Origin of the sequence: Myxococcus sp. XM-1-1-1, from assembly GCF_020037095.1 — a bacterium.
Lineage (GTDB): Bacteria > Myxococcota > Myxococcia > Myxococcales > Myxococcaceae > Myxococcus > Myxococcus fulvus.
Map to the genome: position 1 here is coordinate 107,678 of NZ_JAIQDH010000024.1, position 16,614 is coordinate 124,291.

Sequence of the window (16,614 nt, forward strand, 5' to 3'; positions counted from 1 at the left end):
GCTCACGCCGTCTCCGGCGTCCTGGGCAGCTCCACGGTGACGGTGGTGCCCAGCCCCGGTGAGCTCTCCAGGTGGATGTGCCCGCCGTGGGCCTCCACCACCTGACGGGAGAACCACAGCCCCAGGCCGAAGCCGCCGTAGTGCCTCAGCGGCACCGCGCGGCCGAAGCGCTGGAACAGGTGGGCGAGCTGCTCGGCGGGGATGCCGATGCCGCGGTCCCTCACCACCAGTCGCGCCAGGTCTCCGGGGATGCAGGCCACCTCCACCTCCACCGGGCGGCCCAGGCCGTACTTGAGCGCGTTGGACAGCAGGTGCGTCACCATGCCGTCCACGCGCGAGGCGTCCCAGCGCCCGGACACGGCGCCGTCGGCGCGCAGGAAGATGGTGGCGCCCGCGCGCTCCTTCTCCTCGGTGAAGCGCGTGAGCACCTCCCGGCACACGTCCACCAGGTCCACGGGCTCGGGCGTCAGGTGCAGCCGGCCCTCGGACAGGTGGGCCACCTCCAGCAGCTCGTGCACCAGCCGGCCCAGCCGGTCCACCTGCTGCACGGCGGACGTGGTGCGCGCCCGCACCTCCCCGTCCGAGGACATGCGCCGCAGCCGGGACAGCTGGAGCTTCAGCGCCGTCAGCGGCGTGTTCAGCTCGTGGCTCGCGATGGCGAGGAACTCGTCGCGCAGCTGGAGCGCCTGCTGCGTCTGGTGGAACAGGTGGGCGTTCTGCACGGCGGCGCTGGCGCGGCGGGCCAGCTCCATGGCCAGCTCCAGGTCCTCGGCCGTGTGGTGCCGGCCGGAAAGGCAGTGGCCCAGCGTGAGCGCGCCGAGCACGCCCTCGGGCGTGTCCAGCGGGACGGACAGCCAGGACGTGGGGGCCAGGGTGCGCAGCAGGGCGAGCGTCTCCGGCCCGCACGCGGTGGACTCCACCCAGGCCGCGTCGACCTGGGGGGCGAAGACGGGCTGGCCGCTGGCGAGCGCGCAGATGGGCGTGCCGGGGCGCTCCGGGGGGCGCCAGTGGCTGGCGGCGAGCAGGCCGGCGCACTCGGGGGTGGCGGCGTGGAAGGTGCGGCGCACCTCGTGGTCCGGCCCCATCACGTCGATGATGCAGAAGTCGCCCAGGGTGGGGACCAGGCCCAGCGCGACGCCGCGCAGGGTGTGGCCCAGGTCCAGCGACGTGGCGAGCATGGCGGTGGCGTGCTGGAGCAGGCCCACGCGCTCCACCTGGCTGCGCTCGGCGGCGAGCAGCCGGGCCCGCTCCAGGGCCATGGTGGCCTGCTGGGCCAGCATGTCGATGAAGGCCCGCTCCTCCTCGTCGAAGTCGTGCGCGCGGCCCCAGATGAAGGCCAGGCAGCCCACCGTCCTGTCGCGGGCGATGAGGGGCAGGCACGCGATGGACAGGTCTCCGTGCTCGGGGCGGGCGGGGTCGGCCGCGATGGGGAAGCGCTCGGCCAGGGTGGCGAAGTCGGACAGCCATAGGGGCGCGCGGGTGCGCACGGCCTCGGCCACGGGGACGTTGGCGCCCAGGGGGACGTGGGTGAAGGCGGCCTCGATGGCCGGGGGGCAGCGCACGGTGTGGACCAGCTCCAGGGTGGAGCCCCGGGCCTCCAGCAGGTAGAGGCCGCCGGTCTGGGCCTCCAGGGTGCGCACGGCCTCCACGACGACGGCGCGGGCGACGTCCTCGGAGGTGAGGGCGCCGGAGAGGGCGAGCGTGAGCGACTGCAGACTTCGCATGCGCGCGCTGGCGAGCTCGGCGCTGGCGCGAGCGCGGCGGCTCTCCGCCAGCAGCTCCACGCTGGGACCCGGGCCCTCGTCGGGAGGAGGCAAGCGGAGGCTGACGGACGAATGCTTCTCCATGCGCGGCTGCCCGATGGCGCAGGTGACACCCCGGGCTGCCTCCACTGAAACGCATCCGGAGCCGGATTTCCGGCCCCGGGCGGATGATTGTCGGGCGCCCGTCAGTCCCCTGCGCGGGCAGTGAACACACCGGCCGGGGTCTTCCGACCCCGAGCCCGGAGGAAGGTGGCTGTCGGACAGAGTCCGCCGCCCGTCATGCGGCTTCCGCAACGCGGAGTGTGGCGCTACCGTCGCCCCTGGGCCTCGGAGTCATGCTTCCGGGGTCACCACCTGGTTGGGAGGTTTCGTTCGGGTCCCCTCATGCAGGCCGTCTCCGGCCGCCTCTCGTCTTCCACATCGCGTCCACGAAACCCCTGGCCGGTCCCCGTTGCGGCGACTTTGCAATCGGTTCCGGGTTCTTCGTGAGTCACGTCGGCATGATGGAAGCAGGCCCCCGGCACCCCTGCCGCACCTGTCCGCCCCTCCGCCACGAGCCCCTCACGGATACCCACTGATGAACCGCCTCGCCGCCGTCCTCGTCATCCTGTCGCTGCTGTCCACCACCACCGCCCAGGCCCAACAGAAGAAGTCGCCGCCCGCCAAGGACGCGCCCACGAAGCAGGCCCCCGCCGAGGAGCAGGCCGCTCCGGCGGAGGACCCCTCGCTGGACTTCGACCTGCTGGAGCCCGCCGAGGACGTCGCCGCCGCCCAGGTGGACCCGGAGCTGCAGAAGCGCCTGGACCGGCGCCGCACCATGCTCAAGCTGCACCAGGGCCTGGGCTTCGCGCTGGCCGCGGGCCTGGTCACCACCACGGTGATTGGCCAGCTCCAGTTCAACGACTCGTTCCGCGGCGGCGGCGATGACCGCAACCTGCTGGGGCTCCACCGCGGCTTCGCCGTGGGGACCTCCGTGGTCTTCGCCTCGGTGGGCCTCTTGGGCCTGCTCGCCCCGGAGCCCTTCGAGAAGCAGAACGCCGAGTGGGACACCATCTCCTTCCACAAGCTCTTCATGTCCCTGGCCACCGCGGGGATGATCGCGCAGATCATCCTCGGCATCATGGCCACGGACCGCTTCGGCCGGCTGTCGGAGACGGACCTGGCCACCGCGCACCAGGTGGTCGGCTACACCACGCTCGGGGCCGTCACGGCCGGCATCTTCACCCTCTTCTTCTGAATCTTTTCCCCCGGGCGCCGTTGGCCTCGGAGGGACGACCTCTGCATCTCCTGGAGACGGACATGACCGTTCGACGACTCGCGCTGCTCACCACCCTGCTGCTCTCCGTGCCCGCCCTGGCCCAGGGGGGGGCCAAGACGTACGCGCTCAAGAAGGACGCCAGCACGCTCACCTACAAGCTGCACCACCCCGCGCACGAGGTGGTCGGCACCGCGAAGCCCAGCGACGGCAAGGCCCTGCTGAAGGCGGACGGCACGCTGCAGGTGGCCGTGCGCGCCAACATCAAGGACTTCGACTCCGGCAACGCCAACCGCGACCAGCACATGTGGGAGGTGACGGAGGTGGCCAAGCACCCCATCGTCGACTTCAAGGGCGTGGCGACGGGGGTGAAGCTGCCCGCGACCTTCCCCTCGAAGGTGCAGGTGACGCTCAAGGGCCAGCTGCTCTTCCACGGGGAGAAGCAGGGCGTGGAGGTGCCGGTGACGGTGCTGTTCAAGTCCGCCACGGAGGTGACGACGGAGGGCTCGTTCACCGTCAGCCTGGAGCAGTTCAAGATCGAGCGCCCGTCGCTGCTCATGGTGAAGGTGGACGACAAGCTGGTGCTGGAGCCCAAGCTGGTCTTCGTGGTGGAGGGGACGTGAGCACGTCGCGACGTGGCTTCCTGAAGGGCATCCTCGGAACGAGCGCGGCGGGCGCGGCCGCGACGGCGCTGCCGGGCTGCGCGCCGGACATCGACCCGGCGCCGGTGACGGACGTGACGGCCAGTGCCGAGGGCGTGGTGACGCTGCAGGTCTCGCGCTATCCGGACCTGGAGCGCGTGGGCGGCGCGATTACGCTGCGCGTGGCGGGCGAGGAGACGGACCTGCTGGTGACGCACTCCGGGCAGGACACCTTCTCCGTGCTGTCCAACCTGTGCACCCACGCCGCGTGCCCGCTCGGCTTCGACGGGCGCGAGGTGGTGTGCCCGTGCCACCTGTCCAAGTTCAACCCCATCGACGGCGCGGTGACGCAGCGGCCGGCCACGGTGGGCCTGCGCAAGTTCGCCTCCACGTACAACCCGGGCAACCGCGAGCTGACCATCGAGCTGCGCGCGGGTCAGGGCGGCTTCCCCTCGGCGGTGAACGGCGAGGTGCGGCTGCCCTTCTCGCAGTTCCCCACGCTCAAGGACAACGGCAGCTTCGTGGAGGGCGTCCCTGGCGGCTACGGGAAGAAGATCTTCATCGCCCGCGCCTCGGATGGCTCGCTGTCCGCGGTGGACGCGCTGTGCACGCACCAGGCCTGCGAGGTGTCCGCGCGTCAGGCCGAGCAGGACTACATCTGCTTCTGCCACAACTCGACCTTCACGCTGCAGGGTGCGGTGACGAGAGGGCCCGCGACGTTGCCCCTGAAGAAGTTCACCGTGACGGAGACGACGGACGCGGTGGTGGTGACGGGCGTGCGGTGACGTCCGGCGCGCGGGGACACGCGCGCGGGTGACGGCTTCGACGCGAGGGCCTCGCGGGTCTCCACTCGGTGGAGACTCTCGGGGCCCTTGACGTTTTCCCGGGGCGTGAGAGCCCATGGGGCCTCTTGTACCCCTCGGGGAAATCGAGCATGGATGTCCTGGAAATGGAATCCATCTCAATGAACAGGCTTTGCGTGGGTTGGGCTCGCAGGGTGGGGGTCGGGGTCCTGTTGCTGGGGTTGTGTCTGCTGCCGTTCGGGTCGAGGGCGGAGGTGTCCCCGGACGTGAAGCGCTACCTGCTGTCCATCCATCGGCTGGTGGAGGACCTGGAGCACGAGCGGGCGCTGGAGCAGATCTCCCGGGCGAAGAAGGTGTCGAAGGGGCCCGAGGACGACGTGGCGGTGTCGCTCTACGAGGGCGTGGTGCTGGCGGAGCTGAGCCGCGGGAAGGAGGAGGCGGACGCGGCGTTCCAGGCGGCGCTCTTCCTGGACCCGGAGGCGAAGCTGCCGCTGGCGGTGTCGCCGAAGCTGAGGACGCGCTTCGAGGCGGTGCGCCAGAAGGTGCTCGCGGAGCTGGCGGCGCGGGGTGAGCGGCCCGAGCCGTTGAGGAAGGAGGACGGGGAGGGCGTGGGTGCGCGCATGGACGACGAGTCCGCGACGGGGAACCCGGACCGGGTGCTGCCTGGCGGTGACGGCGCGCTGTCCGGGCGGGCCGTCTCCCTGCGCGAGCGGGCGTGGATTCCGGCGGCCGTGGGCGGGGCGCTGGCGGCGGGGGGCGGGGTGATGTGGTGGTTGGCGTCGCGGGAGGAGTCGAAGCTGGATGAGCCCTCACCGGACCTCCGCTCCCGGGACGATGCGCGGAAGGTGGCGTCGCGTGCGCGGTCGCTCCAGTCGGTGAGCGTGGGGTTGCTGGTGGGCGGCGTGGTGGGGCTGGGGGTGGGGACGGGGATGTACCTGTTGGGGGCGCCGCGGGCACCGTTGGCGCTGACGGTGGGGACGGATGGCACGTCCGCCTTCGTGTCCGGGAGGTGGCCGTGAGGACGGGGATGCGGTTCGTGGTGGCGGTGGCGTGTGTGCTCGGCCTCCAGGCCGTCGTCTCGTGCGTCGACGTGGAGGAGCGGACCTCGCGCTTCTGCCGGGAGCACCCGGAGATTTGTGACGCGGATGCGGGCGCCCACGATGCAGGAGACGCCGGGGACGCGGGGCCCGACGGAGGCGTCGACGCGGGTGATGCGGGCCCTGACGGAGGCCCCGACGCGGGTGACGCGGGCCCCGACGGAGGTCCCGACGCGGGGCGTCCCCGATGGGACGCGGCGGGGACGCCGAACACGGCGCGGACGGGGCACACCGCGACGTTGCTGGCGGATGGGCGCGTGCTGGTGGTGGGCGGGTTCTCGAACGCGAGTGGGACGGGAGCGCTCACCTCGGTGGAGCTCTACGACCCCCGGAATGGCGGCTCGTGGACGAGCCTGCCGCCCCTGCAGGTGGCTCGGGGCGAGCACACCGCCACGTTGATCTCCGGAGGGAAGGTGCTGGTGGTGGGCGGCCGCGCGGGGGCCACTCCGACGAAGAGCGTGGAACTCTATGACCCGGCCTCGGGCACCTCACCCCGACCGGACCTGCCGATATCGGCTCGCGCGAGCCACGGGGCGGTGCTCCTGCCGGACGGGGACGAGGTCCTGGTGATGGGAGGCGGGGCGAACGGGGAGACGGGCCTCGGCGACTCGGCGCGCTACGCGGTGTTCGGAGGGACCTGGTCGACCGGGAGCGGCTCCATGCGCGCGGAGCGCAACGTCCTGTCCGTCACGATGGTGCTCAACCGGGTCTTCGCGGTCGGTGGCTACAACGCGAGTCGGACCGAGGGCAGCTACGACGTGTACACGCCAGGGGAGGGGTGGAGCGTCGCCGGTGGTCCCTTGCTGGAGCCTCGGCACGCTCATGCCGCGGCGGTGATAGGGCAGGGCGAGGCGGCCGCGCAGCTGCTCATCACGGGCGGCAAGCGAGGGGATGGCGCGGGCTCCGTCATCGCCCTCTCCTCGACCGAGTTGATTCCGACCGAGGAGGGCAGCGGCAACACCCCGATTCCCATGGACGCGATGTTCGACGCGCGCTTCGCGCACACGGCGACGACCCTGAAGTCGGGGGACGTGCTGGTGGTGGGGGGCTCGGAGGCGGACTATGACTCGCTGTCGACGGTGGAGCTCTTCGACTCGAACCAGCTCGAGTGGGTGCTCCGGCCCGCCCTGCCGACGGCGCGCGCGGGACACACGGCGACCCTGCTCGATGATGGCTCGGTGCTGGTGATTGGCGGGCACGGCTCCAATGGCGCCGCGCTGAAGTCCGCCGAGCGCTACTGGCCCTGACGCACGGAGGAGGCGCGCATGGTGACAGGATTCAAGCGGCGGCTGGCGGAGACCATCGCGTGGTGTCTGCCACGCGCCGAGGCCGCCAGGGCCGGGGTGACGACGCGCTCGGTGGAGCTGATGCCGCCGGTCTGCGGGCATGACGGCGACACGCTGGTGTTCCAGTTGTTGAGCGCGCCCGCCGTGCCCGCGGAGGCGGTGGACTTCATCGTCGAGCGACGTCGCCGGGCGCTCGAGCGGCTGAAGCTGCCGCTGCCGCCGCTCGGAGACTTGATGGGCGGGCGGGTGTTCGCGACACACTTCGACTCGGACCTGTGTGGCGCGGCGACGCAGCCGTCAAATGGCTACCTGGATGACTACGACATCCCCGGCTGGGACACCTGGTTCGCGCACGACAGCGAGTGGAAGGGCGACTACACAGAGGTCCACGGCGGCCTCGTCTACGGCTGGGTTCCGCCCGTCCTCCTCGAACTCGCGGACCAGGGGTTCTATGTGATTCCCGTGTCCAGCGTGTGGTGGGTCGAGGACGCGGAGCTCCGCCGACTGATGGCGACGTGAGCTCCGCTTCCTCGAGGTGACGTCAGCGCAGCCGCGTCCAGAACGAGCGGCGCGCGGAGATTCGCTCCAGGGCGTGTTGCAGCTCCTCGTCCGCGTCGGCGCGCTGGGCGATGTCTCCCAGCGAGATGATGCCGACGAGCCGGTCATCGCGCTCGATGACGGGGAGCCGGCGAATCTGCCGGCGGGCCATGATGTCGATGAGACCATGCAGGCTCTCGTCGAGCGTCACCGCCTCCACGTCCTCGGTCATCACGTCCGCGGCGCGCAGTTGCTCCGGTGAATTGCCACCGGCGAAGGCGCGCAGCGCGAGGTCCCGGTCCGTGACGAGCCCTACCAGGCGGCCCTGCTCGTCGACGATGGGGACGACGCCGCAGTCCTCGTCCTTCATGATGCGAGCCACTTCGCGCAGCGGGCTGTCACGCCGCACCGAGCGCACGTTGCGCGTCATCACGTCGCGAGCCGTCAGCGGCTCCCGCTGCCATCGCTGGGACATGCCGAGCGGCGGTGCGCGGTAGTCCTGGCTCCGGTCCTCGCGGATGTGGTCCGCGACGAAGGCGCGCTCCGAGCGCTCGACGCCAGACGTGCCACGCGAAGACGAGGACGTGCGCTCCGAACGAGAACCTCCTCGCGAGGACGAAGACACCTCACGGCCCTCGCGAGAGCCTTCCTCCGGACGCACCACACCGGAGCGCTCACGCGACCGCGCGGACATCTCTCGCTCCTCGCGCCAGCCCTCATCGGAGTGCTGCCGCGAAGGCGCGGAGAGGTCGCGACCGCCGCGCACGCCACCCTCCGAATCGGAGTGCTGACGTGAGGGCGAAGCGCCGCGCCATCCACCCTCTGCGCGCTCCGAGTCGGAGTGCCGACGCGACGGCGCGGCCAGGTCGCGACTGCCACGCCATCCGCTCCCAGCGCGCTCACCCGGGCGGCTCACGTGGGAGCGCGCCTCGAACTCGAGCGTCTCCTCCGCGAGCCCCAGCTCCGTGTCGACATCGCCCGTGTGGAACGCGCGTCCCTCGCTCCGGCGCGGCGGCTCATGGAGCGTGCTCGTCTCCAGCGGCAGCGGCGCCTCCTCGCGAGCCCGCCAACCCGAGACCGCACCCGGCGCGTCCCCGCGCATCCGCGACTCCTCGCCGCCGTACCCCTCCCGGTTCCAGGACCGGTAATCCGCGGGCTGGGGCGAAAGCTCCTGGTCCTGCGTCCCCATGCGTGCCCGAGGCCCCACGCCCGTGGCGTAGCGGTCATCCCGGTCATCACGCCCATAGGGCCCGCCCTGGACACCTCCGCTCGCCCACGCCTCGTCGGAGCGGTCCTCCACCGCCGTCCGGGGCTGCGCCATGCGCAGCGAAGCGGCGCGGTGATAGCGTCCCTCCCGCGACGAAGGCGCCTCATCCCGAGCGGGGTTCCAGCCCGACACATCGGACTCACTCCGCTCACGAGACCCAGGCGGCGCCGCGTCCGCCGGCCGAGCCGTCTCCATCCCGGGCCGAGCGGCGGCCCCCCGCGCCTCATCCTTGCCGTTGTCCATGCCTCGATGCGCCATGCGGCGCACGCTGGTGACGGCCCCGCGCTCCACCAACCCGCCACACCCACGCGGACCCACCCGAGTGTCCGCTTCCCATCGGCCCCGCGCACCGACTTCCCACGAGCCAACACCCGCGCCGCCCTGCACCGGACACGCCCCCCGACCGGAGGGCTCGACACGGGCCCCCGCGAAAAGAAACGCGCGTGCCCCCAAGCAAGGGAGACACGCGCGAGCTTCAGCGAACCGAAGGACGACCGCGCCCTAGCAGCAGGGGTCGTTCTTCTCCTCGCAACAGGCCTGCGTGGTGGAGACCTGGGGCGAGGTGCTCTGCGTCTCGGTGGAGGAGGTGGACGTGGCGCTGCCATCGCCTCCGTGGATGCGGGCGAGGTCCTTCACGAACAGCTCCTTCAAAGTCTTCACCTTGTGGCTCTTCATGATGCGTCTCCCGTAGGGGTGAGGCCGGTCGCCGAATCGACCGGCACGCCAGAGCGTAGGCCCCGCCCGGAAACCCGAGAAGCGTCATGTTTCACATGACTCACCGTGTCTCACGACTCACGCGAGCCCACGGAAATCTTCCACCACGCTCCCGAGCGCGGACGCCGTGCAGCGAATGCTCGTTCAGTGGACGGCCCAGCGCTCCGCGATTTCCTCACACGCGAGCACCACGTCACTGAGTCGGCGGATATGCGCGCGGGGCGCGGTGAAGAGGGTGCCCGCGAACACGTCCACCACCTGCACCATCCGGTGGTCCGACGGACCCAGCTGACACAGGTGCTGCTCGGCGAAGCGCTGCAGCATCGTCCCGATGTACTGCCCGGAGCGCTCATCCAGCGGATGGTGCTTGGAGAAGTAGAGCTTCATCAGGCCCACGCGTGGATTGCCATGTCGGTCCATGCGCTGCAGGACGACCTCCGGCCGCACGCTGATGGTGACCCCCGCCATCTCGAGCACGGGAGGCTCGGCGCCCACGGGGCTGATGATGGTGTCCTCCAGCCCCAGCCACGGCACCAGGTCCGCGAAGCGCTCCAGCGCCTCCGAGCACAGATGCAGCCGCTGCGCCTCGAACTCCGACTGCGGCACGCTGCACGCGAAGCGGCGCTGGTGCTCGCGGAGGATGGCCGGGTCCAGGTCACGACACAGGAAGTCCGTGATGGCGAGCGACGCCTCCGGGTAGCGCAGATACTGCTGCTCGGGCGGGTGCTTCTGGTCGTAGATGATGCGCTTGCGACGAGCCGGGGTGGCGGTGAGGTACTCACCCAGCTTGTTCACGGATACACGAGGCAGCTCACGGACTTCCGCCATGGAGTTTCCTCCCCCTGGATGTGCTGGCGAATGAGCACACAGTACAGGGAGGGGCTGACATTCCAGACGGGGCGTGAGGGATTGCGCGCGGGGTCACCAGACACTCAATCGAGAAGAGGCCGTGGCCCGAGGGGACCTGGAGGGTTCGGGAAAGCCCCCTCGGGCCGGCCGTGAAGTCAGTCCTTCTCCTCCTCCAGGCTGCCCGGGAAGGCGGTCCAGTAGAGGTCGGGAAGAGGATTGGTGCCCGCGTCGCTGCGGGGACCGTCGCCGTCCGGGATGTCGTCCAGGATGGCCTCCGGCGTGCGCTCGGCGGGGTCGATGGGGTGGGCGCGTCCGTGACGCTCGGGCGCGTCGTCGTCGGGCGTGGAGGGCGGGACGCGGGGCGGCTCACGCTCCTCGCGGGGCGCGGGCTCGCCCCGGGGACCGGTGGGGCGCCCGTAGAAGTCCTCGGCGGGCTGGGTGGCGGGCTGTCGTCGCGGGTCCTTCGCCATGATGGAATCCTCCGTCTGGATACAGTCATGACGCGGAATGCCTCCGGCAACCCGGCTATCGTCGTGGCGCAGAAGTCCGCACGGCGAGCGGGCGGGCGAGCGCCTGTCCGCTGCGTCTCGACAAGGAGCGGGGTGATGGCATTGGGGCACGAGGAGCCGGCCGCGGCGCTGACGGAGCCGAGGCTCCGGCTGGGGTGTCAGTCGTGTGGCGCGATGCTGGTGTTGGAGCCCTCGCTGCGCACCACGCGCTGCCCGTATTGCGCCGCGCCCTCCGTGGTGGAGCGCCCGCCGACGCCCGGGGTGCCCGAGCCGCGCTTCGCGCTGGGCTTCTCGCTGAACCACGCGGCGGCGCGGGAGAAGGTGTCGCACTGGCTGCGCTCGCGCAGCCGCTTCTGTCGCTCGGGGATTCGCGACGCGAAGCCGGGGGACGTGCACGGCGTCTATGTGCCCGCCTACCTCTACAGCGCGCTGGCGACCTCCCGGTTCCAGGCCTCCATCGGTGAGAACTATCAGGAGCAGGAGCGCTACACGACGACGGAGAACGGGAAGACGGTGACGCGCACGCGCACGGTGACGCGCACCGAGTGGCGCCCGTTGAGCGGCCAGGTCTCCGGCTATGTGGCGGACGTGCTCGTCACCGCGTCCAATGGCTTGCACAACGACGAGCTGGAGGCGCTGGAGCCGTTCGATTTGCGGGGGCTGGCGCGCTACACGCCGGCGCTGGTGTCCGGCTGGGTGGCGGAGGAGCCCACGCTGACGTTCCAGGCGTGTCTGGAGAAGGCGCGCGAGGAGGTGTCGGGGCGGCTGCTGGACAAGCTCGCGGCGCTGATGCCCGGGGACTCGCATCGGGAGCTGAGTCACGACAGCCACCTGGATTGGGAGTCGTTGGACGTGTGCCTGTTGCCCGTCTGGGTGCTGGCGGTGCGCTACGCCCAGGACGCGGAGCCCCTGCGCGTGCTGGTGAATGGACAGACGGGTGAGGTGCACGGGAAGGCGCCCCTGTCCGTGTGGAAGGTGGCGGCGGCGGTGGTGGTGGGGTTGCTGGGGGTGCTGGGCCTGTGGCTCTTCCTCCAGGGAGGTGGCCGATGAGCGCGGCCGTCAGCGTGTCGCCGTGCGAGCGGTGCGCGTGCGAGCTGGAGGTGGATGACCTGCGCTGTCCGGTGTGTGGCCTCGCGACGCCGGAGCCGCCCAGGCAGGAGGCCGCCGTCGAGCGGGCGCGCGTGGTGCGCTGTGACAGCTGCGGCGCGTCGGTGGAGTACTCGGTGGAGGCGCGGGCGCCACGGTGTGACTACTGCGGCGCGGTGACGCATGTGGAGATGACGGTGGACCCGGTGGAGCAGGCGCAGGGGTGGCTGCCCTTCTCGGTGGAGCCGTCGGTGGCCAGCGAGGCGCTGTCGCGCTTCCTGGGGCGGAAGGCGTTCTTCCGGCCTTCGGGGCTGGCCGAGGAGGCGTCGCTGGAGTCCATGCGGCCCATGTGGTGGCCCGCGTGGGTGTTCAAGGCGGGCGTCGAGGTGAGCTGGACGGCGGACTCGGACGCGGGCTCACGGCGCTCGGACTGGGCGCCGCATGCGGGGCAGACGCACCTGGACTTCTCCAACATCCTGGTCGCCGCGTCGCGCGGCTTGAAGATGGACGAGTGCGACAAGCTCACGCCGCACTACCGCTTCGACGAGGCGGTGGGTGAGGCGCGAGGGCCGGAGGGCGCCAGCGTCGAGCGCTTCGAGGCGACGCGCTCGGGGGCGAGGCGCAGGGTGTTCCAGGCCGTGGAGCGGCTCGCGAGCGAGCACGTGCAGTCGAGTGGAGACATCCCCGGCCGTCGCTACCGCAACGTGCGCGTGGCCGTGGCGCTGTCGAGCCTGCGCACCACGCGGTGGGCCCTGCCGGTGTATGTGCTGGCGTATCGCTATCGCGACAAGCCGTACCGCGTCCTGGTGCATGGCCAGGACGCGGAGGTGGTGTTCGGCGAGTCCCCCATCTCCGCGTGGCGTGTGCTCGGCGTGGTGCTGGCGGTGCTCGCGGCGCTGGTGCTGACGATGCTCATCGCGGGGAGGATGTAGCGCGAGCGCTCAGGACGCGTCGGGCTCGTCGTCCGGCTCGAGCGGCTTGCTCCCACCCGGAGGCGTGACGTCATCCTCCGGCCACGGCGCCTCCACGGCCCCGCTCCGCACGGGCGAGGCCACCGACTCCGCTTCGACCCTGGACGTCCACCACGCCTCCTCCCCATCGCGAGGCGCGGGCTCCTCCACGCGGGCGCGCGTCACCCCGCGCTTGCCCGGCACCCCGAACACCCGCGCGGCCTCCTCCGCCAGCGAGCCCTCGGCGTCCAGCTCCGCGCGCCCACCCGGCTCCAGCGGCACCGACGCCTCCTCCGCCGTGAGGTCCTCCGGATGCAGCCCACCCTCCAGCAGCTCCGCCTGATTGCGCCGGCTGGTCGCCTCCATCGCCACGCGCGCTATCTCCTCCGCCGTCGCATGGCGCCCCTGCCCGGGCGCGTGCGCGCTCAGCCACCCCCGCAGCACGCAGCCCATCTCCTCCGCCGTCTGGAACCGCTCCTCCGGCGCCCTGCGCAGCGCGCGCAGCACCACCGCCGCCAGCCCCTCCGGCACGTCCGCGACCAGCCGCGCCACCAGCTCCGGCTCCAGGCTCGTCATCCGCGCGGCCACCTCGTCCACCGGCATCCAGGTGGGCCCCTGCGCCTCCAACGTCAGCCCCTCCGGCAACGGAGGCGGCGGCGTGTCCTCCACCGCGAGCGGGTGGCGCCCCGTGAGCAGCTCCAGCAACACCAACCCCAGCGAGAACAAGTCCGAGCGCGCATCCACCGGCGCGCGCAGCAGCAGCTCCGGTGACGCATAGGCCACGTCGCCCTTCACCAGCGGCCGGCTCGTCTCCTCCCGCCCCACCAGCCGCGACGAGGCCACGGTGAAGTTCGTCAGCTTCACGTCCCCATGCGTCCCTACCCGGATGTTCCGGGGGCTCACGTCCCGGTGCACGATGCCCAGCGGCCGGTTCCAGTCATCCACCGCGAGGTGCGCGTGGTGCAGCGCGTCCGCGACCTCCGCCACCACGAACGCCGCCAGCGCGGCGGACACGGGCCGCCGCCGCATCGCCGTCAGGTTCAACAGCGTGTCCAGCGACCGCCCCTCCACGTACTCCATCACCACGTGGGGCGCGCCCCGGTACACCTTCATCTGGTGCACCTGCGCGATGTTGGGGTGCTTGAAGCGGAACGTCAGGCTGACCTCCTCCACCAGCCTGCGCCGCTCCACGAAGGTGGCCGGGCTGCGCAGCCGCTTCACCACCACCAGGCCGCTCTGCCCGTCCCGGTAGCGGCGCCGGACCAGCATCAACAGCTCTCCGGTGGAGCGCACCTCCAGCTTGCGCACGAACTCGAACACCGTGCCGCCCACGTTGAACAGCACCCGCGGCCGGCGCGGTCCTCCGGGAGAATCCTCCGTCGTCGTGTCGGGCGTCGTCATGGCCTGCCTCTCAACCTGGGAAGTGAGTTGGGCGCTACAGGATGCCCCAGGTAACACGAAGCCGGCCGTGATGGAATATCCGAGGTCGGGCGACAACCATTGGACGTCAGGTGTTGGATGCCTAGTCCTTCCCGCGCCAGGGCTTGAGCGCCCCCTTGAGCACGTGCAGCCGCCGGCGCAGCCAGGAGCGCCAGGGCGCGACGGGCGGGGCCACCGGCTCGGTGGAGGGCGTGCGGGCGGACCCCGACGCGGAGCTCGCGCCGGGCCAGTCCGGCCAGCGCATCCACTGCCGCACCTCCCGGCCCTCCTCGTCCCCATCGAACAGGGACTCGTCCTCCTCCGTGACGGCCTCGTGGGGCGGCCGGGGCGGGAACAGCGGCTGGTCCCACGTGTCGTCCGCCAGCTCCAGCGCCGCGGAGAGCGCGCCGAACAGCTCCGCGCCGCTCGGGAACCGTCCGCCCGCATGCTTGTCGAGCAGCCGCAGCACGATGCCATCCAGCACCCGGGGCACGCGCGGGTTGAGCACGGACGGCAGCTGCAACACGGCCGACTCGATGCTGGCCAGCAGCGCGGACGGCGGCAGGTGGGCCGGATAGGGGAAGGTGCCCGTGAGCACCTCGTGCAGCACCAGCCCCAGCGAGTACAGGTCATCGGTGGGCGCGAACCGGTAGCGCGCGCCGGGGATGCGTGGCCCCATCCAGAAGCGCAGCGACTCCGGGCTGCGGTAGCTGGGCGTGCCCGGAGGCAGCCGGTCCTCCGTCAGCGACGGGGCGCACGGGTGGTCCCCCGAGCCGAAGTCCACCAGCACCGGCTCCCCGTCCGACGCGCGGACGATGATGTTGCTGCCCTTGAGGTCTCGGTGCACCACCCCCGCGCCGTGGATGGCGTCCAGCGTGAGCGCCAGCGACGCGAACACCTGCGCGGCCCGGCGCGGCGTGGCCTTCTCCGTGGTGGCCCACCTGGCCAGGGTGGGGCCCTCCACGTAGTCCATGATGAGGTACAGGTAGCCGCGGTGCGCGTCCGGCCAGCGCCGGTAGCCCAAGAGCTCCACCACGTTGGGGTGCGCCAGGTGCATCAGCAGCCGGGCCTCCCGCTTCGTGCGCGCGTCCACCCGCGCCTCGTCGTTCTCCGAGGGGCCCTCCAGCGCGAACTTCAGCGCCACCGTGCCCTTCGTCTCGCTCTCCGCCAGGAAGATGGCGCCATAACCCCCGGTCGCCAGCCTCCGGATGATGCGCAGGGCCCCCAGCTGCTCCGAGGGTTGGAGCAGCAGCGGGTGCATCGCCTCCAGGTCGCTCATCGTCCCATCCTCTCCGTCTGTCCCCACCCATGAGGGCATCACCACACCCAGGACCTTCAAGGTCGAATCCCTCTCCGGAAATCGAAACCCCGCCAGCGAATCCGGATGACCTGGGTCAACCCCTGACGTCATTAGCATGGCGGCCTTCTTTTTGGGTAGCCTGTCCCCCTCGTGAGGTAGGGTGCGGCGCGGACGATGTAGTAGGGAGACTGCCCGAGAGGCGCGGGGACCATGAACGAGGAACTGGCCATCACCGTGGGGACGGCGGCGAAGGCGGCGCGGGCCCGGTTGGGATTGACCCAGGCGGACGTCGCGGAGCGCGTGGGAATCGCCATGGAGGTCTACAGCCGCATGGAGCGCGGACGCGTGCTGCCCAGCGTGACCACGCTGCGCAGGCTGTGCCTGGTGCTGTGCATGGATGCGAACGCGCTGCTGGGCTTGTCGGAGGGCGCGCCCGTGGCGGTCCGAGGACCGGTGGGCCCGCGCGTGGAGGACCCGCCCGTGCTGCGGCGGCTGCTGCGCTCCCTGCGCGCGCTGGAGCCGGAGGCGCTCAGGGCCGTGGTGCAGGTGGTCCAGGGCGCGCTCGCGCTCCGGCGGCGCTGAGGGGACGGGAAACTTGCCTCCCCCGCGCGCCGTGCGACGCTGCCCCCATCATGCGTGAGCCCGTCGACCACAAGCTCGCGGCCATCCTGGGAGGGGCGGCGCGGACCGCTCGCCTGCGGCTGGGCCTCACCCAGAGCGACGTGGCCGAGCGCGTCGGCATGGCCATGGAGGTCTACAGCCGGCTGGAGCGTGGCCGGATGTTGCCTCGCACGCAGACGCTCAAGCGGCTGTGTGACGTGCTCCAGGTCTCCTCGGATACGCTGCTGGGGGTCGGCCGGGGTGGTGCTCCGCTGACGCCCGTGACGCGCAAGCCGGAGCGCGAGGACCCGCTGGAGCTGCGTCGCATGACGCGCAAGCTCCGGGAGCTGGAGCCCTCGCAGCTGCGCGCGGTGTCGCGCGTCGTCAACGCCGTCGTGTCGGTGATGCCGCCCCGGGCCGCCCCGGTGAAGCAGGCCCGTCCGGCGCGGCGGCGCAAGGCGACCGGCTAGGCGTCCGGCGCCGGGAGGCTGGGAATGCGCGGGCGTCGGGTGTTGAATCCCCGACGCGGAACCCTGGA

At 71.6% G+C, this 16,614-nt stretch carries 17 protein-coding genes; 10 read left to right on the top strand and 7 right to left on the bottom strand.

Translation table 11 applies throughout. The annotated features are described in order from the left end of the window. Positions 1-2: 2 nt before the first annotated feature. Complete coding sequence (locus K8640_RS34660) at positions 3-1,847, bottom strand: GAF domain-containing protein (RefSeq protein ID WP_223750988.1); 1,845 nt, start codon at positions 1,845-1,847, stop codon at positions 3-5. A gap of 493 nt (positions 1,848-2,340) precedes the next feature. Here K8640_RS34660 and K8640_RS34665 point away from each other — a divergent pair, with 493 nt between their 5' ends. The 6 genes from K8640_RS34665 to K8640_RS34690 all read left to right on the top strand — a co-directional run bounded on the left by K8640_RS34665 (position 2,341) and on the right by K8640_RS34690 (position 7,364). Next, the gene (locus K8640_RS34665; protein WP_223750989.1) at positions 2,341-3,000 is read left to right on the top strand and encodes a hypothetical protein; all 660 of its coding nucleotides are present in this window, start codon (positions 2,341-2,343) and stop codon (positions 2,998-3,000) included. A 62-nt stretch (positions 3,001-3,062) separates the two neighbouring features. Next, positions 3,063-3,641, top strand: coding sequence for a YceI family protein (locus K8640_RS34670; protein ID WP_223750990.1), 579 nt, complete (start codon positions 3,063-3,065; stop codon positions 3,639-3,641). Next, positions 3,638-4,444, top strand: a complete 807-nt coding sequence (locus K8640_RS34675; protein ID WP_223750991.1) for a Rieske (2Fe-2S) protein — start codon at positions 3,638-3,640, stop codon at positions 4,442-4,444. The genes K8640_RS34670 and K8640_RS34675 overlap by 4 nt, the downstream gene beginning before the upstream one ends. Before the next feature lie 179 nt (positions 4,445-4,623). Further along, complete coding sequence (locus K8640_RS34680) at positions 4,624-5,481, top strand: hypothetical protein (RefSeq protein ID WP_223750992.1); 858 nt, start codon at positions 4,624-4,626, stop codon at positions 5,479-5,481. Beyond that, a complete protein-coding gene (locus K8640_RS34685) occupies positions 5,478-6,806 on the top strand; it encodes a kelch repeat-containing protein (RefSeq protein ID WP_223750993.1) in 1,329 nt (442 codons plus the stop codon). The genes K8640_RS34680 and K8640_RS34685 overlap by 4 nt, the downstream gene beginning before the upstream one ends. Positions 6,807-6,824: 18 nt before the next feature. Continuing rightward, entirely contained in the window at positions 6,825-7,364 is a 540-nt protein-coding gene (locus K8640_RS34690) for a hypothetical protein (RefSeq protein ID WP_223750994.1), read from the top strand. Positions 7,365-7,386: 22 nt separating this feature from the next. On the opposite strand, the gene K8640_RS43340 is transcribed toward K8640_RS34690, so the two are convergent. The 4 genes from K8640_RS43340 to K8640_RS34710 form a co-directional block, all read right to left on the bottom strand. Further along, positions 7,387-8,967 (bottom strand): CBS domain-containing protein, encoded by a 1,581-nt coding sequence (locus tag K8640_RS43340; RefSeq protein WP_223750995.1) that lies wholly within the window; start codon positions 8,965-8,967, stop codon positions 7,387-7,389. Positions 8,968-9,150: 183 nt separating this feature from the next. After that, on the bottom strand, positions 9,151-9,324 hold the full coding sequence (locus K8640_RS34700) for a hypothetical protein (RefSeq protein ID WP_170300510.1): 174 nt from the start codon (positions 9,322-9,324) through the stop codon (positions 9,151-9,153). A 183-nt stretch (positions 9,325-9,507) separates the two neighbouring features. Further along, positions 9,508-10,191, bottom strand: coding sequence for a hypothetical protein (locus tag K8640_RS34705; protein ID WP_141332498.1), 684 nt, complete (start codon positions 10,189-10,191; stop codon positions 9,508-9,510). A gap of 176 nt (positions 10,192-10,367) precedes the next feature. Beyond that, positions 10,368-10,682 carry a hypothetical protein gene (locus tag K8640_RS34710; RefSeq protein ID WP_223750996.1) on the bottom strand — a complete coding sequence of 105 codons (315 nt, stop codon included), beginning with the start codon at positions 10,680-10,682 and terminating at the stop codon, positions 10,368-10,370. Positions 10,683-10,817: 135 nt separating this feature from the next. Between K8640_RS34710 and K8640_RS34715 the strand changes: the two genes are divergently transcribed. Together K8640_RS34715 and K8640_RS34720 are read left to right on the top strand one after the other, a co-directional pair. Then, entirely contained in the window at positions 10,818-11,771 is a 954-nt protein-coding gene (locus K8640_RS34715; RefSeq protein WP_223750997.1) for a hypothetical protein, read from the top strand. Beyond that, on the top strand, positions 11,768-12,739 hold the full coding sequence (locus tag K8640_RS34720; protein WP_223750998.1) for a zinc ribbon domain-containing protein: 972 nt from the start codon (positions 11,768-11,770) through the stop codon (positions 12,737-12,739). The genes K8640_RS34715 and K8640_RS34720 overlap by 4 nt, the downstream gene beginning before the upstream one ends. A gap of 9 nt (positions 12,740-12,748) precedes the next feature. Here K8640_RS34720 and K8640_RS34725 read toward each other — a convergent pair whose 3' ends face one another. Both K8640_RS34725 and K8640_RS34730 read right to left on the bottom strand, forming a co-directional pair. Further along, positions 12,749-14,158 (bottom strand): serine/threonine-protein kinase, encoded by a 1,410-nt coding sequence (locus K8640_RS34725; protein WP_223750999.1) that lies wholly within the window; start codon positions 14,156-14,158, stop codon positions 12,749-12,751. Positions 14,159-14,279: 121 nt separating this feature from the next. After that, positions 14,280-15,455, bottom strand: coding sequence for a serine/threonine-protein kinase (locus tag K8640_RS34730; protein ID WP_141332395.1), 1,176 nt, complete (start codon positions 15,453-15,455; stop codon positions 14,280-14,282). 231 nt (positions 15,456-15,686) lie between these two features. Here K8640_RS34730 and K8640_RS34735 point away from each other — a divergent pair, with 231 nt between their 5' ends. Beyond that, entirely contained in the window at positions 15,687-16,058 is a 372-nt protein-coding gene (locus K8640_RS34735) for a helix-turn-helix transcriptional regulator (protein WP_223751000.1), read from the top strand. A gap of 50 nt (positions 16,059-16,108) precedes the next feature. After that, entirely contained in the window at positions 16,109-16,546 is a 438-nt protein-coding gene (locus K8640_RS34740) for a helix-turn-helix domain-containing protein (protein ID WP_141332397.1), read from the top strand. Positions 16,547-16,614: the final 68 nt, after the last annotated feature.